Raw genomic sequence first — 23,905 nt, 5'->3', positions numbered from 1 at the left:
CAATTGATGAGAGCTCTTTTATTTTCTAAAAATAAAAATGTTTAAATATCATACATATCTTTCGCAAGTATATGTCTAAAATTTAAACATTGTCTAAATATTATGCACTCTCTATTTTATATTTCTTTATCTTCGCATATAATGTTGATCTGGTTATCCCAAGAATTTTGGCAGCCATGGAGTAGTTTTGATTACATGCATGCAAGCAGTTTTTGATGGCTTCTTTTTCAATACTTTCTAGGGATTGAAGTCTATCCTCTTGTATATACGCAGCTTCCTGAGGTTGGCTGTCTGCCAAATTATCCGCATCAATTGCGAATGACATTTCTCCATCAAAGTTAACAATATTTTCAATACAATTTTCCAATTCCCTGATGTTTCCCGGCCAATGGTAGGCCAGCAATTTTTTATATAGGGCCCCTTTGATTTGTGGGATTTCCTTTCTTAGAGAAATCGCTTTGTTTCTTAAAAAATATTCTATTAAAAGGCCAATATCTCCAGACCTGTCACGTAAAGGAGGCAGATAGATAGGAATAACACTTAACCGATAATATAAATCTTCTCGGAATCTTCCCATTTTTACTTCTTCCTTTAAATCCTTATTGGTTGCTGCTATTATCCGGACATCCAAATAAATTACCTTATTATCCCCTAATCTCGTGATTCTTCCCTCTTGAAGAAATCGAAGCAGATGTACCTGCATATGGAGAGGCATTTCTCCAATTTCATCTAGGAATAGGGTTCCTTTGTCTGCCAGAGCCAATTTCCCTGAATATCCACCTTTTCTCGCTCCCGTAAAAGCCCCTTCCACGTATCCAAACAATTCGCTCTCTATAAGACTATTGGGTATAGCTCCGCAGTTTATCGCTACAAAACTGTTATGTGCTCTATCGCTGTTGTTATGAATGGCTTGGGCCAGAAGCTCTTTCCCGGTTCCGCTTTCCCCTTGAATCAATATGGTTGAAGGACTCTTTGATACCTTCTTGGCATATTCCTTTACCTGCAGGAGTTCTGGACTCTTTCCTATGATCATGTCAAAATCATACTGTGCAGTCATTCCAACATACTGGTTAACTAATTTAAAGACTGTTCTTATGTCCTTTAAAATAATAATATATCCTGACAGTTTATGATTTTTGTCATAGCTTTGGTTGGAACTAAGAACGAATTTCTTTGTTCTACCGCTTATAACAATATTTATTTCCTTGTTTTCAACCTGCTTCCCCTTGACCAGCAGCCTTCGCAGTTCCATTCCATCTTCGATGAGCTGAAATATATTATGTCCTACAGCCTCTTCTTTATATATATTGATCATCTTGCAAGCGGCATAATTAATCAGCTTAATCCTTCCGTCGAAATCTACAGCTAGAATCCCTATATCTAGAGAATTCATGATGGTATTGGTATAGTTATAAGCCTCCGTTAACTCATTCTGTTTTCTGCCTACCTTTATCTGATTTTCAATAGACCTTACTGCTGCAACCACCAAAGCCAAGGTATGCTTATGAACCCGATTGGACCAACCGGTAAGATTAATGCAGCCAATAATATTTCTCTCTTCGTTATGTACGACTGCAGCAGAGCAAGTAAATTGATGAAAAATTTCTAGATAGTGCTCTTCTCCAACCAATTGAATTGGGCAATCCTCTTGTAGGGCAAGAGAAATAGCATTGGTGCCCGCACTTTTTTCACTCATATCCGTCCCCACAATCATATTCATATCCAGAGATCTTTTCTCAATGTCATCATCCCCGATAATATTGAGAATAATGCCGTTCTTATCAATGACTTCCAGGAAGAATCCCGTATCTTTTACATAATTGTATAGGGTCTCTGTGATCGGCTTTGATATTCTCAATAGTTCTTCATTCTCCAGCAGTAACTCCTCTAACCTTTTTCCTTTAAAGCCATCGGGGATATATGTTGTATCCTTTTTTACTCCATAGTCCTCAGATCGCTTATGAGAGTCCTCTACTAGACTTCTATGAATTTCGTACCTTTCAATAAACCTATGGGCTGCAATTTTTTCCATTTTCCAACCCCCTATCCCTCAGGCTTACCTTACATGCCCGTCTGACTCCCCTTAGAACCTCTCTTTTTATATATTCATTTCCAGCACTACTGGACAATGGTCGCTGCCTATAATACTTGAATGGATCTGTGCATCTATTAATTTATCCTTTAATTTTTCAGATACAATAAAATAGTCAATTCTCCAACCCACATTCTTCGCCCTTGCCCGTCCCATATAGGACCACCACGTATAAGCATCTTTCTGGTCTGGATAAAAATATCTGAATGTATCTATAAAACCAGCTTCCAATAATGCTGTCATTTTTTCCCGTTCTTCATCTGTAAAACCCGCATTTCTTCTATTGGTTTTTGGATTTTTTAGATCGATTTCCTTATGGGCAACATTTAAATCACCACATAGAATAACCGGCTTTATCCTGTCCAATTCCTTCAGGTAATTTCTAAAAACATCCTCCCAAACCATTCTGTAATCGAGTCTTGCCAACTCACGTTGAGCATTTGGCGTATATACATTTACCAAATAGAATTCTTCAAACTCTAAAGTAATAACTCTTCCCTCCAACTCATGTTCGGCAATTCCTACACCATATTGCACCGATAGAGGCTTTTTCTTTGTAAATATGGCTGTTCCCGAGTAACCTTTTTTCACTGCATAATTCCAATATTGTTCATAACCTTCCAGATTGAGTTGAATTTGCCCTTCCTGAAGCTTGGTTTCCTGAACACAGAACATATCTGCATCAACATCTTTAAAATATTCTAAAAACCCTTTCTCTACACAGGCTCTCAGCCCATTTACATTCCAAGAAATTAATTTCATATTTCATCCTCCGCAAACAGATTTTTCTTCTGATTTCTTATAAGAATATTGTACTACAAAACAAAGTGAGTCAAAAAGAATTTTTCTCTTTGACTCATAGCTTCATATCTAATGTGTATATACATCCACAACCTTTGCCACATAATCATCGAACCCTGCTTTCACCAAGATTAAAATAGATTCCTCTTGTTTCCCCGAGATTTGTGCTTTATAGGCTTCTGCACCATTCTTATCCAGTCCTTTGACTCTATTTACTGTAACGGTCTCCTGATTCGCAGCTTCATAATCCTCAAGGATTTCAGTAATTCTGGATTCTAATTCTCCTGTTGGACATTCTAAGACTTTAATTCGTTCTATCGCATCTGTAAGTCCTGCCATATTCTTATCCTCCTGAAAAGCTTATTTTCTTTTATTATCTCTCTAAGCTTTATTTTGATTCCTTGAGGTTTTTTGATTCTCTAATTCTCTTTTGGCTGCCAGCCTTCGTTCCAGCATACCCGTTGTTAAATATACGCCAATAAAAACAAGAAGCCCTCCTCCGAATTGCGATGCCGTCACCGGTTCTCCAAGGATCCAGCTAATCAGGGCTGTAAAAACAGGAATTAAGTTTAAAAATATTCCTGCCTGAGTAGCACCGATTTCCCGTACGGACATATTCCAGAAAACAAATGAGCCTACAGAGGGAAAGATAATCATATACAGAATTCCTATAATTGCCAAAGAACTAATGTTTCCCATATCAATTCCCTGGACAATGGCAAAGGGAGCCATCATAATGGCGGATAAAAAAGCTGACACTGCCGTAGCGGTAATGGGGGGTACTTCCTTGAGCTGCTTCCCCATAACAGAATATAAGGTCCACATTAGCACAGCTGCCAGCATGAGTAAATCTCCCCGATTATATGCAGTTTGAAACACCCGTGTTAGGTTCCCCCCAGTCAGTACTGCCAGTACACCGATCAGGGAAACCCCTATGCCGCTAACCTGGATTTTTGAGATTTTCTCTTTCAGCATATACAGAGAAAATATTGCAATCATGCCAGGTCCTAGAGCACTTACCAGCGCAGCATTTGTTGAAGAAGTATAATCCAAGGCTGAATAAAGGACCATGTTATAGCCGACAAATCCTAGCAGTCCCAATACAACTAATGCAGGCCACTGTTTTAATACAGCCCTCCAATCAGGCTTCTCATGAAAATGAGCTATGGTCAATAAAATAACGGATGCCACCGCCCACCGGGAAAATGTAATCCACAGAGGACTCATTTCTGCTACTACATATTTTCCAAACACATAATTTCCTGCCCAAAATAAATTACAAATCACTAGCAGAAACCAAGTTTGATATTTGCTCATATCCGTTTCACTCCTTTGACAAATCACATAAGGGCTTCTATACTGCGGCAGGCCTTCAAGCCTATCCAACTCTTATTCTATGATTTTTCTTTTTAACCCTGCCTAGTTAAATAAAGATCATTCATATATATAAGTCACACTAAAAGTGCATTACATCCGCTTCGCCAGGGGGACAGTTCCATCGTCTTCCCTCCGGACCTTCGCTATGCTTCGGTGACGCTCGAACTGTCCCCCTGACTCCGCTACTTTGTGACTGACTGTAATATACTTAGTGTTATTTATATAGTTAAAATTTACTTTACCATATTTTCAATTCTTTGTCTTCAGGAAGAATAGCTTTTATTAAAAAAGATGGCTTCTATATTAAATATATCAGCCATCTTTTTAGGCGATTCCTTTAAATTCCTCTGATCTATGCAAAGCTAATCATTCTATATGATAGATCCGTCTCGATACAATGGGTTTCAAAAAAGAAATAAATCATACCATAGGATCTCCTTGTGTATTGTTTTTCCCTTTGTTTTTTATTTTTATCGTTATAAAAATCAGCAGCGGTATAGGAAAAAACAATGGTATGGAAGAGAAAAAGTAGGGTACTACTGTTTTTAAGATAATATCAAATCTGGGGATTAAAAAAGGCATAGATATGCCAATCATAACTGCAACCGGTATTGAAAAATCTTTCGGCCTCCCTGTCTGAAAGTAGTCTGAAATAATTTCACAAATAACGTAATAGGTCAAAATAAATTTAATAAAGGTAGTTCCATAAAACACCGCTAATAGCAGTGCATCCAGCCTCTCTAGAATATCCCCGATCTCTATCAATCGGATGGTGCTAAAGGGAGGATAAGTAAGGGTTATTAGTGTTGCTTCATCAAATGCAGCAACAGAAGCCATTGATCGCAGAGAAAGAAGTACAGTTGCCATAAAAATTGCTGCAAAGATGGACTTTAGAAACTTTCGGCTGCCCCGTGACTCACTTCTGGTATATCTATAAAAAAATGCTACGGGCAATATCTGGGCGTAGGGAAAGTTCATATTCGGGATAGCGCCTGCCAATACCGGCTTCATTCCTTCTGATAAGACCGGCATTAGGTTCCCAAAGTCTAATTTCGGCATTACTAGCAAAAAAAGTGTGCAGTAAATCACTATAAGCAAAGGCAGAAGAAATTCCAGTAGTCGAGCAATCGTCTCTAGTCCCAGCTTTATCGCATAAACTGCAGGAATAAGAAAAAATATAATAAAGATATATCCCGGAGTTTCAGGCATCGTTATCTTTCCAAAATAAAAAACATCAGATATGATCAAGCAGCACAAAATAAAGAAGAAAAAAAAGTAATAAAGATTCACGAATCCTCCCAGAAATCTGCCCCAATATTTATTTAACGTTTCAGTCATGGAGCAGTTAGGGCACAGAGATAGGGGTAGATAATGACTATATACGACAATATATCCTACTATGGAAGCAACAATGTTAGAAATCCAAACATCTCTTCCTGCCTCTGCCACTCCGGGCAGGTAGATGATCGCTGCCCCTCCCAGTTGTGCCAATGTCAACAAGAAAAGCTGCCTAAAAGATATTATTTCTTTATTTTGATCTTCTGTACTGTTCACAATACTTCATCACCTTCTCTCTTTGATAGTCTTTGATATTTCCAACAAAAAATGTACAAAATATTCATATTAAGGCAGGTGTGAGAAGAATGAAACAATCTATGCTGGGACTACTAAAAAGTATTGTTGATAGATTAGAAAAAAAAACAAAATACAAATCTGAAAGTAATGAGTTTAAAAAAGATGAACCTACATACTTCTTAGCTGATATAGATAAAAATATTAACATTCTTCAATCTTTTTTATGTGAAAGTGATGATATTGTCTTTAGGACCTTTCAGATAACTACACTCCCCAGTATAAAAGCTGCTGTTGTATTTATCGAAAGCCTGGTAGATACCAGCGAACTAGAATCTTCAGTATTATCTCCCCTCACTCTGGGTATTGGCGAAAAATCTCTAGAAGAAAGGAAAGTCCTCTCTTCGGACACAGCAGCTTTGATTGAAAAAAACTTGATAAATATCAATATTTCATTTTATCAACAAGCAGAGATGGCTATTGACGAAATACTGAAGGGAAATGGTATTTTGCTTATCAATGGATTCCCTAAGGCTATATCCATTGATATATCTAAAATCATCGGCAAAAAACATGCTGAACCAAAAACAGAAAAAGTTGTGAAGGGACCTCAGCAGGGTTTCGTCGAAGATATTGCTACCAATATTGCTATCATTAGAAGGCGCATTAAATCTCCCCATCTTGCGATCAAGGCGCTTCAATTAGGAAGAGTCTCCAAATCCGAAGTAAAAGTCCTTTATCTGGATAATATTGCAGATCTGTCTATTGTAGAAGAATTGTTTAGAAGATTAAAAAGAATTGATGTGGATGGAATCATGGGTTCTTCCATGATTGAGGAGTATATCACTGATTCACCTGTAAATCTGTTTCCAACAACCTACTATACGGAACGGCCGGACAGGGTGCAGGCGATGCTTTTAGATGGTAGAGTGGCCATTGTTTATGACGGCACACCCTTTGTCATTGTTATCCCTGCTATTGTGTCAGATTTTTTTACTACTCCGGAAGATTACTATCAGAATTATTATTTTTCTACTTTTAATAGGCTTCTAGGGTATTTTGGAGCGCTGATCCTCACATTCTTACCCTCAATTTATATTGCTTTTACCACCTTTCACCAAGAAATGATTCCTACCCGCCTTGCCCTCAGCCTTGCAGGTACAAAGGCAGGTGTACCTTATCCCGCCTTTGTAGAGGCATTGATCATGGAATTTTCTTTCGAGGCTTTAAGGGAGGCAGGCATTCGCCTTCCAATTCATATGGGACAAGCAGTTAGTATTGTAGGGGCACTGATCATTGGACAAGCTGCTGTCGAAGCGGGATTGGTTTCTCCAACCGTTGTCATTATTGTGGCTATCACTGCAATTTTTTCCTTTACCATGCCCTATAACAATTTTTCACTAAGCCTAAGATTAATCCGATTTATCAATATGGCTTTGGCAGCAACACTGGGTATCTATGGCATTATGACCAGCGCTCTCATCATCGCATTGAGTCTTACATCTTTAAGATCCTTTGGTGTTCCTTTCATGGTTCCCTTTGCCCCTTTGAGCCTTCAGGATATGAAAGATTGGGTACTTCGATTTCCTGATTGGTCTATCACGAAAAGATCACCTCATATTGTAAACAACAATATAACCAAAAAAGCAAAAAATCTAAAACCTAGCCCTTCAGGCAATGAAAGGAAAAAAGAGCTATGAGAAAGTTCAGGATCTTGCTGATTATACTTATATCTTGTATTCTCACTACCTCCTGCTGGAGCCGCCGAGAAATAGAAAACCTTGGATTTGTCATGGGAATAGGGATATCTAAAACAGATAAGGGCCTGTATACCGTCGTGGCTCAGGTTGCCAATCCGAAGGCAATCCATGCTGATATACCAACACAAAGAGATGTATACACAATGATGGAAGCAGAGGGCCTTACCGTCTTTGATGCCTTAAGGAATCTATCTCTAATTGCTGCGAGACGTCTGTACTTGGCTCATATTCAATCCATTCTAATAGATGAGTCTATCGCCCGGGAGGGAATCGGCGAGATCGTTGGTTTTCTGGTACAAGACATGGAGCTAAGATTATCTTCTCAAGTATTTATTACCAGAAACAATCCAAAGGATACTTTAGATTCTCCAAACATCTTAGGCCAAATCCCGGCTACCGTATTAGAACTTGCAGCAAAAAACTATGGTGCCCATTCTAAAATATCTGTATCTGATCTTCGGAGAACTGTTGAATCTGTAAATAATCCCGTGATGAACTATACCACTGCCCTTGTTGAAAAAATACCAGCACCAACAAACTACGAACAAAGTCGGCTGAAGCTGACTCAAATGGCTGTTTTCGATCATGATCAATTAAAAGGTTATCTTACCTATGAAGAAGGTCAAGGCTTTAACCTGATTACCAATAAGTTCAAAAATGGGCTAATTGTCTTTGAGTGCAATCAAACTGGTGATAAAATCACCATAGAAATTTTGGAATCCAAAACAAAAATTACACCGAAATATGAAAACCAAACTGTCGTTTTCGATATCGAACTCAAGGTGAAAGGAAATGTAGCAGAAAGAATTACCCAAATGAATCAAATTCATGAATTGGATATCGAAGCTGCACAAAAGCAACTGGATCAAATTTTAAAAGATAAGCTTAAGCAATCTATCACTGCTGCACAAAAAAAGTATAAAATTGATTATTTCAACTTGAGCAAAGATTTCTCTAAAAAATACCCCCATGACTTCAAAGCATTGAAAAGTGAATGGAACGATGCATTTGCTTCTGCCGATATCAATATCAAGGCAGAAAGCACCATTATTCATTCTGCTTTAAATATAAACAGGGGGAGGATCTGATGAATATACTCTTAGTTCTATTCGTTTCACTCATACTGTTGATTGATTTTGTTAAATTAAAAAAAGATGACAAAGCAGTTCCGTATATCTATATTGCCATGACAGCTATCATTCTAACCATTGCTTTGGCACATAAATACCAGTTTTTTCGAACAAGTCCTATTGAGGTATGGATAGAAAAAATGAAACCTCTTACAGACTGGATAGAAACACATCTAAAATAAAGCTTATGGAATGAACCGTTTCAATTCATGAAGATATGTTCAAATTTATCCTCTCCCCATTTAAGATAAAAGAAATATTTTTCCCCTACGCCTATAGACAATTATAAAATCTAGCTGCCCCGGAGATGCTATAACCATTACAGAAAGGAGGTTGATCTATGAAACCTATCGCAGTAGGTGAGCATGCACCGGATTTTGCTTTGATGGATCAGCATGAAAACAACATCCGCTTATCTGATTATAAAGGAAGAAAAGTGTTGCTTTCTTGGCATCCCCTTGCATGGACACCCGTCTGTACAGATCAGATGCGGGCTTTAGAAAATAATTGGCAGGCTTTTCAAAAACTGAACACCATTCCCCTCGGCTTTAGTGTTGATCCCCAGCCAAGTAAGAAAGCTTGGGCAACTGCCATTGTAGTGAACAATGTTAGCCTTCCCTCTGATTTTTGGCCCCATGGAAAAGTTACACAAGCATATGGCCTATTTAACGAGAGTCAAGGTGCATCAGAACGTGCCAATGTTATCGTCGATGAAAATGGCATCATCAAATGGGTGAAGGTCTATTATACCCAGGAACTGCCGGATATCAATGAGGTGCTCCAGGTTCTCTCTACAATGTAAGTAAAAACCGGTGGCAAATATGAACGCAAACGCATTCATGTCTGCCACCGGTTTTTTAATTTCACCGCAAAAAATGGAAAGGAAAATATCTTCCACAAAGTTATGGTTGACTTTTAGCGATACTATCATTATACTATTTCTAATATTCTTACTAATTTAGGAGGTTGACCCCATTGAAATTAAAAGTAGCTAAATTCGGCGGAAGCTCTCTCGCCAATGCCGACCAGTTTCGTAAAGTCCGTTCCATTGTCCTGGCTGATGAAAGCCGCCGATATGTGATTCCATCTGCTCCCGGCAAGCGTTATGCAGAAGACAGCAAAATAACAGACCTGCTTTACTTGTGTCATGCGCATGTACAGCACGCTGTGCCTTTTGAGGAAGTATTTCAGATTATTACCGACCGCTATTTAGGAATTGTGGCCGAACTGGGGCTCGATTTAGATATAGGCGCAGAGTTGAAAATAATAAAAGAAAAAATTAAAAACCATGCATCCTTGGACTATATTGCAAGCAGAGGCGAATACCTTAACGGAATCATTCTAGCCAATTACTTAAACTATGCCTTTGTCGATGCTGCAGAAGTTGTATTTTTTAAACAGAATGGCAGTTTTGATGCAGAACGTACCAATGTAGTCATTGCCCAACGGCTATCCAAATATCCAAAGGCTGTCATTCCAGGTTTCTACGGATCAACACCTAACGGGGAAATCAAGATCTTTTCCAGGGGCGGCTCTGATATAACCGGAGCTATTGTTGCAAGAGGCGTACAAGCTGATATCTATGAGAATTGGACAGATGTATCCGGGTTTTTGATGGCCGATCCCAGAATCATTGACAATCCAAAACCCATTGAAACCATTACTTATCGCGAATTACGGGAGCTATCCTACATGGGTGCCAGCGTACTTCATGAAGAGACTATTTTTCCCGTTAGAAAAGCAGGTATTCCTATTAACATAAAGAATACAAATGATCCCGTTCACCCAGGTACCCTAATTGTAAATGAAGCAAAACGAACAGCAGCTATAACAGGAATTGCCGGCAGAAAAGACTTTACTGTAATCCACCTGGAAAAAAATCTTATGAAATCGGATATCGGATTTGTTAGAAAGCTGCTTACAATTTTTGAAATGAATGGTGTATATTTTGAGCACATTCCCTCTAGTATAGATACTTTATCGATTGTTATAACAGACTATCAGATTGAAAATAAATTGGACAAGATCATTAGGGAAATCCAACAGCAGTGCAATCCTGACGCACTGGAGGTTTATCCAAACATGGCATTGATTGCAACCGTTGGACAGGGCATGTCCTATACTCCGGGTATGGCTGCAAAGCTTTTTACTGCGTTAGCCAACGCCAATATCAATATCCGGATGATTGACCAGGGTTCTAGCGAGATAAATATTATCGTGGGTATTGAAACTCAGGATTTTGAGAAGGCTGTACATGCAATATATAATGCCTTCGTTGAATAGTAAGCGTACTTATAAACGATTATTATTATTGATATATTGTCTATAAAGGGGAGAATTCATTTGGTTATTCAAGCACAGCAAGTTTCTGTAATAAAAGATACAAAAACCATCTTAAAAGATATCAACTGGACTGTTTCTCCCGGCGAGCATTGGGCTATTTTGGGGTTAAATGGTTCAGGTAAAACGACATTATTAAATATGGTAAACGGTTATCTTTTTCCTTCAAAAGGAGAGCTCGCAGTTTTAGGTAAAGTCTTTGGAAAGTTTGATTTGAGAGAGTTAAGAAAATCCATTGGTTGGGTCAGCACTGCACTTCAAGAGAAGCTTTATGTGTCTGAGTCAGTGGAAGACATTGTTTTAAGCGGTAAATTTGCTACCATCGGCTTATATGAACAACCCAAGCTTGAGGACCGGGAATTTGCCATACATTTACTGGAACGCTTAGATATCGGTCATTTTGCAAACCGTACCTATCAGTCTTTATCACAGGGAGAAAAGCAACGGGTATTAATCGCAAGAGGACTTATGTCTGCCCCCCGTTTATTGATTCTGGACGAACCCTGTACAGGTCTGGATATCTTTGCAAAGGAACAACTGCTTTCGATAGTGGAAAAATTAAGTACTGAAAAGGATGCACCAACACTCATCTATGTTACCCACCGTACGGAAGAAATCCTTCCTGTTTTTAGTCATACTTTATTGCTTCGCAGAGGAGAAATTCATTCTTCCGGAAAGACAGAGACTGTTTTGACGGCAAACACACTCTCTGATTTCTTCGAGGCACCCATCCTCTTCGAACAATCCCAGAACCGCTTCTGGCTGCGTCCTGCTTCTCAATAATACAAATCATAGACAAAGGACCATCCGTTTAAAAAGATGGTCCTCCTGTTTTTTATCAGAACGAATAGCAGCAATTGCCTAACAGTCGCTGTTCATAGCCTTTGCAAACCTGTTAATCCGCTCTTCTGAAATATTAAATATATCCTTGTCGGTTTTTGATACCTTCTTAGCAATAAAGCGGTCTATAAAGCTCATTTTATCAAATGTAAATGCTCCTCCAAAGTATTCACATGCAATACTATTGCTTAAAAGCTCATGGGGAAAGGAATTATACAATTGCTTTTCTGCAGTATCTCCCTCCTGCATACAGCATATATATAAGCCGATCTTTTTATCTTTTAAACTACTTATATTCTTTAGGCAAAACGCGTTAATTTCTTTTTGAATTCTGCCCATATAAATAGATCCACCAACAATGATGCGGTCATACTGGGTAAGATCTACCTCCTCTACTGCCTTCAAATCAAAAAGTTCCACTTCTCCATCCAGCTGTTCTGACAGCATGGCAGCACACCTTTCAGTGCTACCGTATTTCGTTCTATAAGCAATTAATGTTCTCATCTTCAAACCTCCATTTTAAAATAATTTGATAAGATTAATACAGATACTTCTATAACCCTTTTTCTAAAGCATTTTCTATTGCCTTTAGTATGATTGTGCTGCTTCCAGTGGCTCCTGAAATCACATCTACCTGCAAGCTTTGCCCATTAATGACACTGTCAGTAATACGCTCTGCCTTCTTCCCTTTTCCATTCTTATGTTCAACAAAATTGATAGCTGCAATCTTGTTGTTTTTTACCGTTACATTTACCACAGCTCCTACAAGATCATTTACATAATATTCCCCTTGATATATCCCATCAGCAATCTTAGATAAATCAATCTCTTGAATTTCAATCTTGCTGATTTCTTCTCTAAATTCCTTCAGCTTGGTTTGAAGTCCTACATAAAAGGCAGCGGACAAGCCCAATGTAAGAATCAGTACAATTGTTAGCACCTTCTTCGATCTTCTACCCATTGTTACACCTCTTTACCTTTCATCAAAAATTCTATTTCCCTTCTGATCGAAGTAATCATAGCCTCCAATCCGTCCATACTTCTCCCTTGTATGAAAAAGAGCAGCTTTCCATGAACGGAAGACCCGATCAATTCACTTACCAAATCAATATGTTTCTCTTCTAAATAGCCTCGCCACGCACAGGCCAGAACGTTCTCTCTAAGCAGCATCCCTACAGACGGCTGCATACCATTTTTCAAAAGTTTCTCCAAGGGTTTCCCCAATTCATCTACAAATATTAACTTGAACATATATTTATTTTAAATATCTATGAAACGCATTAGGAATTAAATCTGTACCCTGCCCCCCAAATGGTTTCAATATACTCTGGATTTGATGAATCTTTTTCAATTTTCTTTCTGATTTTTTGGATATGCACAGCTACGGTTGCTGTATCTCCATAGTATTCTTCACCCCATATGGTATCGAAGATTTGATCCTTACTAAATACAATATTAGGATTGGATGCCAGAAACAATAAAAGCTCATATTCTTTCGCTGTCATTTGAATTTCTTTCCCATTTATATAAATCTTATGGGCTGCAGTATTTATTTCCAGGCCCCTGTGGTTTATGACTTCGTTTGTTGTCTTGGTTCCCATCAGACGTTCATACCTCTTGATATGAGACTTAACCCTTGCAACCAATTCTGCCGGGCTAAAGGGTTTTGTCAGATAATCATCAGCACCAAAACCCAATCCTCTGATTTTATCAATATCTTCGTTTCGGGCAGAAATAACGATGACCGGAATCTCTAAAACCTTTCGAATCTCCTGTATAATCTCATATCCATTTTTATTCGGCAGCATCAAATCTACAAGGACTACATCATAAAAGCCGGATATGGCCTTTTTAAGCCCCTGCATTCCATCTTGAACAATATCTGCTTTATAACCATTAAGTTGAAGATAATCTCGCTCTAATTCTGCGATGTTGATATCATCTTCAATAATCAATATTTGTTTCATAGACAATACTCCCCTCGTACTATTTGACAACTGGAAGCATGATTGTAAAACAGCTTCCTTCTTCTGCAATGCTTGACACAGTGATTTTGCCGCCATGTGCCTCTACGAGTTCTTTGGCGATTGCTAACCCAAGGCCTGTACTCATAAAATCCTTGGTACGTTCATGATCGATTCGGTAAAATCTATTAAAAATATAAGGGAGCTTATCCGTAGAGATTCCTGGTCCATTGTCTTTTATTTCAATACATACAAGATCATTCTGAAAAAGCAGTCCTACCTCTATCGCCAGATTCTCTTTATTCCCATATTTAACTGCATTGCCGATAATATTTCTTATTGCCTGCTGAATCCTTTTTCTATCTAAGCGAACATAATGTTTCGAAGCCACCTTATCCTTATACGTAAATTGAATTTGCCTCTCCTCTAAATCAAATTTGAACTCTTCCATCAGGTCTTCCATATAAGGACGAATCTCTATATCTTCGTATTGAAAATCCAGCTTTTCCATATCTAACTTGGAAAAGAGGAAAAGATCATCAATGAGCTTATTCATATAGATAGTGTTATGGTGTATGATTTTAAGGTATTTATTGACTTTTTCCTGTGATTCAACAAAGCCATCCCGAATTGCCTCTATATATCCCTGAATAGATGCGATGGGTGTTTTCAGGTCATGGGAAATATTTGCAATCAGTGTCTTCCGATTTTCTTCATAGGCCAGTTTTACTTTCTCACTTTGCTGTAACTGCTCTGCCATCTTATTAAAAGAATGTATTAGTACGCCAAATTCATTGGTTACCTCATATTCAACTTTTACATTGTAATTGCCTTTTGCAATTTCATCCACTGCCGCTTTAAGCTGATCCATAGGTTTAAATATTTTATTCTCTAACCGCCACAGAAAGGATAGATGAATGATTTCCTTAATACTGATAAACACTGCAAAAAAAATGCTGACTGTTTGATTGCCAATCCATTTAAACAACAAATACAAGATAGACAGATGAAAAATAAAAACCAATGGCCTTCCCCATCGAAGACATCGATGGTATAGATGAAAATCTTTATGATACCAGCAGCGCTGTTCATAATCCATATGAAAACATTGATGCATATATTTACGTCTTGTATACATATTGATCCCCTTATATACTAATTTTTTCCTCTATTATAACACTTTTTTTCTATAGAATATAAGGGCGTTAAAATGCTTATTTTTAACACCCTTATATTCATAAGTTATCCCTAAATATTTTCCTTATAGATGTGTGACTGAGAAACTTAAGATTCCCTTTACCAAATTAAGTTTAACTCAGCTTCTATATTGATATCCTTCTGTTCTCCCGATTCATTTTTCTGCTTCCCGCCGACAATCACTACTGCCTTTTCTAACTCGCTGTCCTTGTTAATTTGTATTTTTATAAATACATTTATATCTTCTGTAAAACAGAAATCTTTCATGCAGCAGCATTGCTGTTCGCTTCCATGTTGTTCCTCCTTATGCTGTATCTTTTCTTGGAGGACATTTTTTAATTCTTCCGGCACTTCATCAATATGGACGGATAGCAGTACCCCCTTGTCCTCCAGCTCCTCTACCTGCATATTGTTCAGCACATTAAGTATGAATGCAAGCTTTGACAGCTTACTTTTGACCCCGCAGCATTTCATTCCCTCATGGCGATGATGCCCATGCATTTTTCTCATAAAATCATGGTGCTTGCTGTCACAACAATCCTGCAGGTTAAACTCCGTACTGCTTTCATGTTTTATGCTTTTTCCTTCATAGTCCAACATGGTACTAATTTTTGATTTGACTTGACCACTAACAGTATTTTTCTCAAAATCTTTTATGAGGCTAAACACTTTTACCTGGTCTTTCTTCGCTTCTGCTTTTAATGTACCCTTAAAAACCTGCTTTTCTTTTAAAGTCTTTACCACATCATACATTAATTTGATTTTGTTCATAAAAAAATGACCTCCTTTTTATTGATGAGATCATTATAAAAAATGAAATTAAATTCCAAATAAAGCAAATATAAAAATTTCATAAAAATATATTAAATATTTAAATCTATGTATAGATCTGTGACTGAGAAATTTAAGACTCCTTGTTTTTCAGATCTTGGCAGGGGACGACCTATGTGTCGTCCCCTACGGTCTTGGATGGATAAATAAGGATTCTCAGTTTTCCGGCACGACACGAGGTCAATCCTTTCAAAAATACATTTATTTTCATATTTCACATTGTTCAATTTCTATAGAATAGCTCCCGCAGTTCATACATAAGATAATACTTGCAATATAGCTGTTATCCGCTTTCTCCTTCTTTAGCAGTTTATCAAAGGAGGTATCCTTATAGGCTGGTGATATGCTGCTCATTATATATTCACCATTTTTTGCAAAAAGATAAAAGTGATATTCCAAGAATGGAAAATGTTTCGCTTTCTCAGTTTTATTGGCCAAGCAATCAGGGCAAGGCTCACCATAATAGGTGATATCAAAATCAACCTCTTCATGTTGACTTAGCAGTTCTAGTATATCGACAATTTCAATTCCTTTAACGGGATGTATTTCATCATTGATCCATTCACTACAGTTTTCTTGACTAAGGGTATAGATTTTTTCATTAAAAATAAATTGATATTTTTCCACAATGCACCTCCAATATCTAATCGTGTTTATATTACAGATACTTCTCTTTTAGTTCCCTTATTCCTTCAAGAAATTTCCGTTTTTCCCCTTGGGCAGGATGTCTCACCTTATTTTATCTTCTTCATCATACAATCAATCCTTTATGTATTTTATATCCCTCCATATCATTATATATGTTGATCTTTTCTTGTTCAATGCCGTGTAAAATTTACTAAATTAGACGATCTTCCCCGGTGCTTTTTAAATAAATTCTTGACAGGAATAGCGTATGGATATATAATACAACTGTATTAAGTGTATTATTGTTTATAGTACAGTTAGGAGGTGCCTATGTTCCAGTTAGATTTTAAAGACCGGAGACCCTTGTATGAGCAAATTAAAGAAAAAATGAAGTTTCTAATGATTAATGGAGTTTTGAAAGCCAATGAGAAGATTCCATCAGTGCGTGAACTGGCTCAAACCCTTACGATCAATCCCAACACCATTCAAAAATCCTATAAGGATCTTGAAACGGAGGGATTTATTTACTCCATCCGGGGGAAAGGAAGCTTTGTAACACCATTGGATAATACAGTAAATCAAGGCAGATGCAATGAACTGATGGCAGAACTGGAGAGAATTGCCGCAGAACTAATGTATTTGAATGTACAAAAGGAGCAGCTTATACGCTGTATCGATGCTATTTTTCAAAAGGGGGGAAATAATACCGAATGATTGAAGTAAAAGAGCTAACCAAACACTTCGGTGAATTTAAAGCACTGGACAGTCTTAATTTACATGTAAAAGAAGGGTCTGTTTATGGACTTTTAGGACCTAACGGAGCAGGAAAAACTACACTGATTAAACATCTCATCGGTATATATCAACAAGATTCAGGTACCGTTCTGGTCCAGGGGAAACCGGTCTATGAGAATCCTGATATTAAATCTTCTATCGGATACATATCAGACGATCTATATTTCTTTTCCCAGTATACAATTGATGACATGGCAAAATTTTATGCCAGCATATATCCAAATTGGAGTTGGGAAAGATATGAACTTTTAAAACAAGTATTCCCGATTAACAGCAATAGAAGAATTACCCGCCTCTCTAAGGGAATGCAAAAGCAGGTAGCCTTTTGGCTAAGCATCTGCACGATTCCTCAGTTGATGATTCTAGATGAACCTGTTGACGGACTAGATCCTGTAATGCGGAAAAAAGTTTGGAATCTGCTGCTCCAAGATGTGGCAGAGCAGCAAACAACCGTATTGGTATCCTCCCATAATCTCAGAGAATTGGAGGATGTCTGCGATCATGTGGGAATCCTGCACAACGGTAAAATTGTAGTTGAAAGAGAATTAGACAATGTCAAGTCTGATATCCACAAACTGCAGATTGCCTTCTCTAGTGAGGTTCCTAAAGAATTTCTCTCTAAGGAGGAGGTTCTCCATTCTTCCCAGAACGGCAGCGTTCTGCTCCTGATTGTGAAGGGAAACAAAGAAAAGTTGTTATCTAAGGTACAAAAAGAAAATCCTGTGGTACTTGATATATTACCTCTAACACTGGAGGAAATTTTTATTTATGAGTTGGGGGGTATGGGCTATGACATCCAAAATATCACTATTTAGTAAGGGCTTATTCACCGCCAATATAAAACGGTTTTGGTGGGTTAGTGCCCTATATGCATTCATCCTGTTTTTTATCGTTCCTTTTCGCTATATGATGTTTGATCCCAATGCTCAAAATGAATGGAAAAGGGACTTGTTAGAAGCCACTATAAACTTTTTCTCCGGTCGTAACGATATTCAGATGATTATGATTGCTGCCCTGCCTACCGCATTGGCCGTATTGCTCTTTAGATATTTAATGAGCGGCAAGGCTACCGCCATGATCCACAGCCTTCCCTACAGCCGGAGAACATTGTATTTCAATCAGCTTACGGCAGGATTCCTATTGCTCACAGCCCCGGTTCTTTTGATAGGAGTCATTATGGCGGGATTGAAAATTTTTACGCCTTTGGGGATATATTATTCCATGCTCAGTCTATTGCAATGGATGGGAATGACCATACTATTCAATACGCTGTTTTTCTCTATTGCTGTCTTCGTGGGAATGTTTACAGGCAACTCTGTGGCGCATATTGCCTTCACCTATATTCTGCATCTGCTGCCGGTAGCGATTTACGTGCTTGTTCGGGATAATATTGCGGCTTGGTTATACGGTTTTAGCGTCAGCAATAATTATGACCCTTTTTTCGATAAGCTTCCCTGGTTTGTGCTCTTTAACAATTCTCCAGCGCAACCCTTTCTTCCTTGGAAGAATGTATTCGGATATTTGACCGTTGTGTTATTATTCTTGGCAGCAGCAGGATATGCCTATGAAAAAAGAAAATTGGAAGCAGCCGGAGACATTATTGCCTTTACCTTCTTCCGCCCTATTTTTAAATATGGGTTAACTATTTGCGCCATGCTGATGGGTGGATTATATTTTAGGAGCATCTCGGAAGGCGCCTTGTCTATATTCTTAATGGGATATCTGCTGAGCTCCCTGCTGGCCTATGGGACAGCAGAGATATTGATGCAGAAATCGTTCAAGGTTTGGCATACTTACAGAGGGTATCTTGTATACCTGGCAGTAGTTTCGGCGCTGCTGGTAAGCATGCAGGCGGATGTCTTCGGATATGCCCGCCAGATACCGGAATTAGATGAAGTAGAGAAGGTTTACTTTGGCTATTATGCAAATATTTGGACCAGTGAAGATCCTGCGACCGATCCACGGTATAAGAACATGCATCATGAAGCAAACACGTTCTTTAGTGATCCTGAAAATATGAAAAATATCATAGCACTTCACACACAATTGGTTCAACAGCCTAGACAGAAAGTGACGGGTCCCAGCCCTTATATCGTATATATACTGAAAAACGGAAAGTATCAGGTCCGTCAATATACGATCGATGAAAAGCAGTATGCGTCTCTGTTGAAACCTATCTATGAATCCAGGGAGTATAAAAAGGCAAAATATCCGATTGTTGTACAAAAACCTGAAGAGATTAAGTGGATTCAAATCAATGATAACCGAACCTCCAAAAAACCGCTGATTTTAGCGGATAGTCCTGAAATGCGGGAGTTTATGGGTCTTTTTCAGGATGAGGTTCGTTCAATGACCTTTGAGGAAATGTCTGCTCCTTCTAATGGTAATGTTTATATGCAAATTGCAGACAACAAGGATAAGTATTATTATTATGAACTACGTAAGGATTTTAAATCGATGATTGCATGGCTTGAAGAAAAGGATTACTATGAAAATCTGGTACTGCTGCCCAAAGATATTGAATATGCCGTACTGAGAAAAGAAGGGGTAATCGCGCAGGCCGGTAGAAATGGCACTGCATCGAATGCACCTGATAGTGTAGAAATAAAAGATCCGGAAATCCTTAGGGAACTGCTGGAAATTAGTGAAACCGCCCAATATACTTATGAACGGGTATCAATTTATGTAGATTTTTACATCAGAGGACCCTATGGTCCTCATTCCTACCGGACACCATTATACACCAATGTACCTATTTCCGATGCGCTAAAAAGTTATATAGAGACATTGAATTAATCCCAGTCCATAAAAAACCCAGCCTTGACAATAACGTCAATGCCGGGTTTTTTTATTTCTCTGTATAACCTCTAGCGGTCAACATATCCGGTTTTTCCGATAAAGGTCATTAACTGCTCATAGGTTGGAAATCCCTCCATATCTCCGCTCACCAAAGTTGCCATTGCCCCTACTCCGTTTCCATACTCAGCAGCCTCCCGCAGCCCTAGCCCCCTTAGAATCCCAGCAAGAAATCCAGCGGAAAATCCATCTCCTGCGCCTACCGTATCCTCTACTTTCTCAATCAAATATCCTTCTACATAAGCCTTTTCCTTAAGATTTTCCGCATAGCATCCTTTTTTGCCCAGCTTGACGACTACCGTGCTGCATCCTTTATTCATAAAAGCCTCCGCTATCTTTTCCGGTACTTCCGTACCTATCAGCAGCTTCCCTTCATCTTCTCCGATCAGTAAAATATCTGCTTTACTGGCGATTTCTAATAATATTGGTTTTGCGGTCTCTATATTCCAAAGCTTTAACCGAATGTTCGGATCAAAAGAAATGAGAACATTACTCTCTTTAGCTATTCTAATAGCTTCAAAAACTGCTCCCCTGGCTGCAGGAGACAGGGCTGGGGTAATACCCGTTATGTGTAATATCCTGACGCCGCTGATATATGCTGCATCTAAGTCTGCTGCTGATAAGGAACTGGCTGCAGAATCCTTCCTGTAGTAATAGATATTGGGATTTGAAAATCCGAAGCGTTCTTTGAAAAGCAGTCCCGTATTTCTGGCAGGGTCAGTTAGAACTCTTGAAACGTCTACGCCCTCCCCCCGGATTACAGATAGTATATATCGGCCAAATTCATCTGCACCAAGCTTTGAAAACCATCCAACAGAATGGCCCAATCTTGCCATGGCGATAGCAACATTAGACTCTGCACCTGCAATGGTTTTCCTAAAGCTAGTAGCATAGCGCAATGGGCCTGTAGCATCTGGATAGAACAAAACCATACTTTCTCCAAAAGTAATTACTTCCATATAAGATACTCCCTTCCGCAGACTTATATTATTGATAGTTTTGAGCATAGTTGTCTGACGTCTTATGTTATATTAATAATATATTATTTTTCTTTAAAAATCAATGTATATCCCAAGATTTACATACTCATCTTATTCATGGATTTAACCTCGCTTAAACAACTTCTTCGCAACGGCTTAGAATGACGCTTCGATAGGATTTTATGGTAAAATGTAAGCATAGGTTGACGCCTATGGGCCTGCCCCTACGATCTTGGATGGATAAATAGGCTTTCTTAGTCGCATATCTATACTTTTTTGGATTTTGTAAAATAATACTTTACCCACAAAATATGCCACCTTCAATATGAAGGTGGCATTGTCAAAATCGATGATAAAATACCAATAAAAAACGGTTGAAATTTCCCTCTGAAAAACGGTACACTCTTTCCGAAAGGAGAGAGCTATGGTACAGACAGAGGAGATGTTTATGATAAAAGATATGCGAAGTAAAGGGATGTATATTAAAGATATTGCAAAGCTTACGGGTAGAGATCCTAAAACCATTAGAAAATATATAGATTCAAAGGATCTGCCTGAATATAAACGAAGTGTCAACAAAGAATCAAAACTAGATTCATTTAAAGAATATATCTTAAATAGAATGCAGGAAGGCTGCGTTAATGCAGTAGTAATTCAAGAAGAAATAGAAGCCATGGGCTATACAGGTAAGACTACAATTCTACGGGAATTTATGAAGCCCCATAGAGAAAAGAGTTTGGCGAAAGCCAGTATTCGTTATGAAACACCGCCAGGGAAGCAAGCCCAAGTAGATTGGGGCGAATTCACTGTTGAAGATATAAATGGGAAACTAAAGAAAGTACATGGATTTCTAATGATCATGGGCTACTCAAGACAAAAGTATCTGGAGTTTACGGAAGATGAGAAGATAGATACCCTCATCGGGTGCCATGAAAGAGCCTTCGAGTTCTTCGGTGGTCTTCCTGATACAATCCTTTATGACAACATGAAAACCGTTGTAAGATATGCCCATCAGAAGGGAGAAAATAAATGGAATGAGAAGTTTTTAGCCTTTGCTAAACACCAAGGATTTTCACCCATTAGATGCCGTCCCTACGCTCCGCGTACTAAGGGAAAAGTAGAAAACGGTATCAAATACATAAAGAAGAATTTCTGGGTAAGGATCAAATCCATTAGCAGTATAGCAGACCTTAATCATATGGCACTGAACTGGGTTGTTGAGAAGGCAAACAAGCGAGTCCATGGTACAACAAAGGAAGTCCCTGAAGAAAGATTTAAAAGAGAAGTTCTAAAACCTTACAATTCTGCTCCATTCCTATTGGAATATCACGAGCAGAGAAAGGTAATGAATGATTGCATGATCTCCTATGAGACCAATCGTTATTCGGTACCATATCAGTATGTGGGGAGCTATATTGGTGTGAGAGACTTAAGAAATGGAATATTAGAGTTTTACGATGGTTCTGGAAAGTGTATTGCAAGGCATGAAAAGATAATAGGTAAAAACAAAAGCAGCTACAATAAAAAACACTTTGAGAATATTGTTTCAGGGAGTCAGAAAAAGGTTGCCGCCACAGCACCAAAACTCAATCCTGATACAACACCCAAAGTGCAAGAACGCCCACTTGAAGTGTACGATAAGCTTCTTTGTCGGGAGGTGATCTAATGCTCATCGAACGACTTAAAAGCGCCTTTGATGAACTAGGATTCATTCATATTCCACAGATTTATGACCACCTTGCAGAAGAAGCATCTAAAGGAAGTATACCCTATTTGGAGTTTCTAGACAAGCTCTTATGGGCAGAAATTGATGCAAAACAACAGCGAGCCATTAAGACTAATATGAAACTGGCAAAGCTACCCTACGTTAAAACTATAGAAGAGTTTGAATTTGATTTTCAGCCAAGTGTAGATGAAAGGCGAATAAAGGAGCTTATGACCCTGGCATTTGTAAATCGCAGTGAAAATGTGATACTGTTAGGTCCTCCCGGTGTAGGGAAAACCCACTTAGCCGTAGGCTTGGCAGTCCATGCCCTAAAGAATCGGCATACAGCCTACTTTCTCAGTGCCCATGAACTGATTGGTATAATCAAGGACAACATACGCAGTGGGAGGATAAGTAGAAAGATCAAGACCCTGCAAAAGCCTGATGTACTAATTATTGACGAAGTAGGCTATCAAGCTATGGAGGCTGAAGTCGCCCATTACTTCTTCCAAATCGTTTCCGAACGATATGAAAAGGGCTCTATCATACTGACTTCTAACAAGTCCTACGGACAATGGGGTGAGGTGTTTGGAGATCATGTGGTGGCAACAGCCATCCTTGATCGGCTCCTCCATCACTCCACAACCATCAATATCAAAGGCGACAGCTACAGAATCAAAGAAAAGAAAAAAGCTGGATTCTATGATTCCAGCAAGATTAGTGACCAACAGAAACGGTAAAAAAGGGAATTTTCGACCGATGATTTAAAGGAATTTCAAAACGTAATTGACAGCATATTTTCAATGTTTTAGATATTTACAATATTTTTTCATTTACTTGATAAATAAACATAAAGGAGAAATATCTTTACCACATTAAGAGGATCTATTTTTACTCTTAGGGTTCTTTTCTGTGAGCAGTTTTTTATTATGCATCATATCCTCATGATCAATAGCTCCAATGTCTCCTGCAAGCTCATAATTCATCTCTTTAAAAAAATTCTTATCTATAGTTCTGTCACTATGTTTTTTACTCACG

General features: G+C 38.4%; 25 protein-coding genes. 11 read left to right on the top strand and 14 right to left on the bottom strand.

Features of this window, described 5'->3' with window-relative positions; translation table 11 throughout:
* Positions 1-100: 100 nt before the first annotated feature.
* The 5 genes from Gferi_RS14840 to Gferi_RS14820 all read right to left on the bottom strand — a co-directional run bounded on the left by Gferi_RS14840 (position 101) and on the right by Gferi_RS14820 (position 5,824).
* Positions 101-2,032 (bottom strand): sigma-54-dependent Fis family transcriptional regulator, encoded by a 1,932-nt coding sequence (locus tag Gferi_RS14840; RefSeq protein WP_069977829.1) that lies wholly within the window; start codon positions 2,030-2,032, stop codon positions 101-103.
* Between the two features lie 66 nt (positions 2,033-2,098).
* Positions 2,099-2,854 (bottom strand): exodeoxyribonuclease III, encoded by a 756-nt coding sequence (locus tag Gferi_RS14835; RefSeq protein ID WP_069977828.1) that lies wholly within the window; start codon positions 2,852-2,854, stop codon positions 2,099-2,101.
* A 108-nt stretch (positions 2,855-2,962) separates the two neighbouring features.
* Positions 2,963-3,232: a hypothetical protein gene (locus Gferi_RS14830; protein ID WP_069977826.1), complete on the bottom strand. Its 270-nt coding sequence runs from the start codon at positions 3,230-3,232 to the stop codon at positions 2,963-2,965.
* A gap of 42 nt (positions 3,233-3,274) precedes the next feature.
* Positions 3,275-4,210, bottom strand: a complete 936-nt coding sequence (locus Gferi_RS14825; RefSeq protein WP_069977824.1) for a DMT family transporter — start codon at positions 4,208-4,210, stop codon at positions 3,275-3,277.
* 480 nt (positions 4,211-4,690) lie between these two features.
* On the bottom strand, positions 4,691-5,824 hold the full coding sequence (locus tag Gferi_RS14820) for a GerAB/ArcD/ProY family transporter (protein ID WP_069977822.1): 1,134 nt from the start codon (positions 5,822-5,824) through the stop codon (positions 4,691-4,693).
* Between the two features lie 89 nt (positions 5,825-5,913).
* Here Gferi_RS14820 and Gferi_RS14815 point away from each other — a divergent pair, with 89 nt between their 5' ends.
* The 6 genes from Gferi_RS14815 (at position 5,914) to Gferi_RS14790 (ending at position 11,855) form a co-directional block, all read left to right on the top strand.
* Positions 5,914-7,542, top strand: a complete 1,629-nt coding sequence (locus tag Gferi_RS14815; RefSeq protein WP_083273579.1) for a spore germination protein — start codon at positions 5,914-5,916, stop codon at positions 7,540-7,542.
* Positions 7,539-8,690, top strand: coding sequence for a Ger(x)C family spore germination protein (locus Gferi_RS14810; protein ID WP_069977820.1), 1,152 nt, complete (start codon positions 7,539-7,541; stop codon positions 8,688-8,690). Before Gferi_RS14815 ends, Gferi_RS14810 begins: the two co-directional genes overlap by 4 nt.
* The gene (locus tag Gferi_RS14805; RefSeq protein ID WP_069977818.1) at positions 8,690-8,914 is read left to right on the top strand and encodes a hypothetical protein; all 225 of its coding nucleotides are present in this window, start codon (positions 8,690-8,692) and stop codon (positions 8,912-8,914) included. Before Gferi_RS14810 ends, Gferi_RS14805 begins: the two co-directional genes overlap by 1 nt.
* Positions 8,915-9,072: 158 nt before the next feature.
* The gene (locus Gferi_RS14800; protein ID WP_069977816.1) at positions 9,073-9,534 is read left to right on the top strand and encodes a redoxin domain-containing protein; all 462 of its coding nucleotides are present in this window, start codon (positions 9,073-9,075) and stop codon (positions 9,532-9,534) included.
* Between the two features lie 173 nt (positions 9,535-9,707).
* Complete coding sequence (locus tag Gferi_RS14795) at positions 9,708-11,015, top strand: aspartate kinase (RefSeq protein WP_069977814.1); 1,308 nt, start codon at positions 9,708-9,710, stop codon at positions 11,013-11,015.
* Between the two features lie 60 nt (positions 11,016-11,075).
* Positions 11,076-11,855: an ABC transporter ATP-binding protein gene (locus Gferi_RS14790; protein ID WP_083273578.1), complete on the top strand. Its 780-nt coding sequence runs from the start codon at positions 11,076-11,078 to the stop codon at positions 11,853-11,855.
* Positions 11,856-11,933: 78 nt separating this feature from the next.
* Here the strand turns inward: Gferi_RS14790 and Gferi_RS14785 are convergent, their stop codons facing one another.
* The 7 genes from Gferi_RS14785 to Gferi_RS14755 form a co-directional block, all read right to left on the bottom strand.
* On the bottom strand, positions 11,934-12,416 hold the full coding sequence (locus Gferi_RS14785; protein ID WP_069977812.1) for a flavodoxin domain-containing protein: 483 nt from the start codon (positions 12,414-12,416) through the stop codon (positions 11,934-11,936).
* Between the two features lie 49 nt (positions 12,417-12,465).
* A complete protein-coding gene (locus tag Gferi_RS14780; RefSeq protein ID WP_069977810.1) occupies positions 12,466-12,873 on the bottom strand; it encodes an FMN-binding protein in 408 nt (135 codons plus the stop codon).
* A 2-nt stretch (positions 12,874-12,875) separates the two neighbouring features.
* Positions 12,876-13,124, bottom strand: a complete 249-nt coding sequence (locus Gferi_RS14775; protein WP_069977807.1) for a hypothetical protein — start codon at positions 13,122-13,124, stop codon at positions 12,876-12,878.
* A gap of 68 nt (positions 13,125-13,192) precedes the next feature.
* Positions 13,193-13,879 carry a response regulator transcription factor gene (locus Gferi_RS14770; RefSeq protein ID WP_069977805.1) on the bottom strand — a complete coding sequence of 229 codons (687 nt, stop codon included), beginning with the start codon at positions 13,877-13,879 and terminating at the stop codon, positions 13,193-13,195.
* Positions 13,880-13,898: 19 nt separating this feature from the next.
* Positions 13,899-15,014 carry a sensor histidine kinase gene (locus Gferi_RS14765; RefSeq protein ID WP_069977804.1) on the bottom strand — a complete coding sequence of 372 codons (1,116 nt, stop codon included), beginning with the start codon at positions 15,012-15,014 and terminating at the stop codon, positions 13,899-13,901.
* A gap of 158 nt (positions 15,015-15,172) precedes the next feature.
* Positions 15,173-15,844, bottom strand: a complete 672-nt coding sequence (locus Gferi_RS14760) for a hypothetical protein (RefSeq protein WP_069977802.1) — start codon at positions 15,842-15,844, stop codon at positions 15,173-15,175.
* Between the two features lie 267 nt (positions 15,845-16,111).
* Positions 16,112-16,531 carry a DUF3785 family protein gene (locus Gferi_RS14755; RefSeq protein WP_069977800.1) on the bottom strand — a complete coding sequence of 140 codons (420 nt, stop codon included), beginning with the start codon at positions 16,529-16,531 and terminating at the stop codon, positions 16,112-16,114.
* 330 nt (positions 16,532-16,861) lie between these two features.
* Between Gferi_RS14755 and Gferi_RS14750 the strand changes: the two genes are divergently transcribed.
* Genes Gferi_RS14750 through Gferi_RS14740 form a run of 3 tightly spaced genes read left to right on the top strand, consistent with a single transcriptional unit; the run spans position 16,862 to position 20,122 of the window.
* Entirely contained in the window at positions 16,862-17,245 is a 384-nt protein-coding gene (locus Gferi_RS14750; RefSeq protein WP_069977798.1) for a GntR family transcriptional regulator, read from the top strand.
* Positions 17,242-18,141, top strand: coding sequence for an ABC transporter ATP-binding protein (locus tag Gferi_RS14745; protein WP_069977796.1), 900 nt, complete (start codon positions 17,242-17,244; stop codon positions 18,139-18,141). Before Gferi_RS14750 ends, Gferi_RS14745 begins: the two co-directional genes overlap by 4 nt.
* Entirely contained in the window at positions 18,116-20,122 is a 2,007-nt protein-coding gene (locus tag Gferi_RS14740) for a DUF6449 domain-containing protein (protein ID WP_069977794.1), read from the top strand. The genes Gferi_RS14745 and Gferi_RS14740 overlap by 26 nt, the downstream gene beginning before the upstream one ends.
* Before the next feature lie 71 nt (positions 20,123-20,193).
* Here Gferi_RS14740 and Gferi_RS14735 read toward each other — a convergent pair whose 3' ends face one another.
* Complete coding sequence (locus Gferi_RS14735) at positions 20,194-21,141, bottom strand: sugar kinase (RefSeq protein ID WP_069977792.1); 948 nt, start codon at positions 21,139-21,141, stop codon at positions 20,194-20,196.
* A 445-nt stretch (positions 21,142-21,586) separates the two neighbouring features.
* Between Gferi_RS14735 and istA the strand changes: the two genes are divergently transcribed.
* Positions 21,587-22,828, top strand: a complete 1,242-nt coding sequence (gene istA, locus Gferi_RS14730) for an IS21 family transposase (protein ID WP_069976170.1) — start codon at positions 21,587-21,589, stop codon at positions 22,826-22,828.
* Positions 22,828-23,607, top strand: a complete 780-nt coding sequence (istB, locus tag Gferi_RS14725; RefSeq protein ID WP_069977786.1) for an IS21-like element helper ATPase IstB — start codon at positions 22,828-22,830, stop codon at positions 23,605-23,607. The genes istA and istB overlap by 1 nt, the downstream gene beginning before the upstream one ends.
* 135 nt (positions 23,608-23,742) lie before the next feature.
* Here the strand turns inward: istB and Gferi_RS28175 are convergent, their stop codons facing one another.
* The gene (locus Gferi_RS28175) at positions 23,743-23,904 is read right to left on the bottom strand and encodes a hypothetical protein (protein WP_156782406.1); all 162 of its coding nucleotides are present in this window, start codon (positions 23,902-23,904) and stop codon (positions 23,743-23,745) included.
* Between the last annotated feature and the right edge of the window lies 1 nt (position 23,905).

The sequence above is a fragment of the Geosporobacter ferrireducens genome (assembly GCF_001750685.1).
In the GTDB taxonomy this organism is placed as follows: Bacteria; Bacillota; Clostridia; order Peptostreptococcales; family Thermotaleaceae; genus Geosporobacter; species Geosporobacter ferrireducens.
Note: the sequence above shows the minus strand (reverse complement) of the source record. Positions and strands in the feature narration are given on the sequence as shown.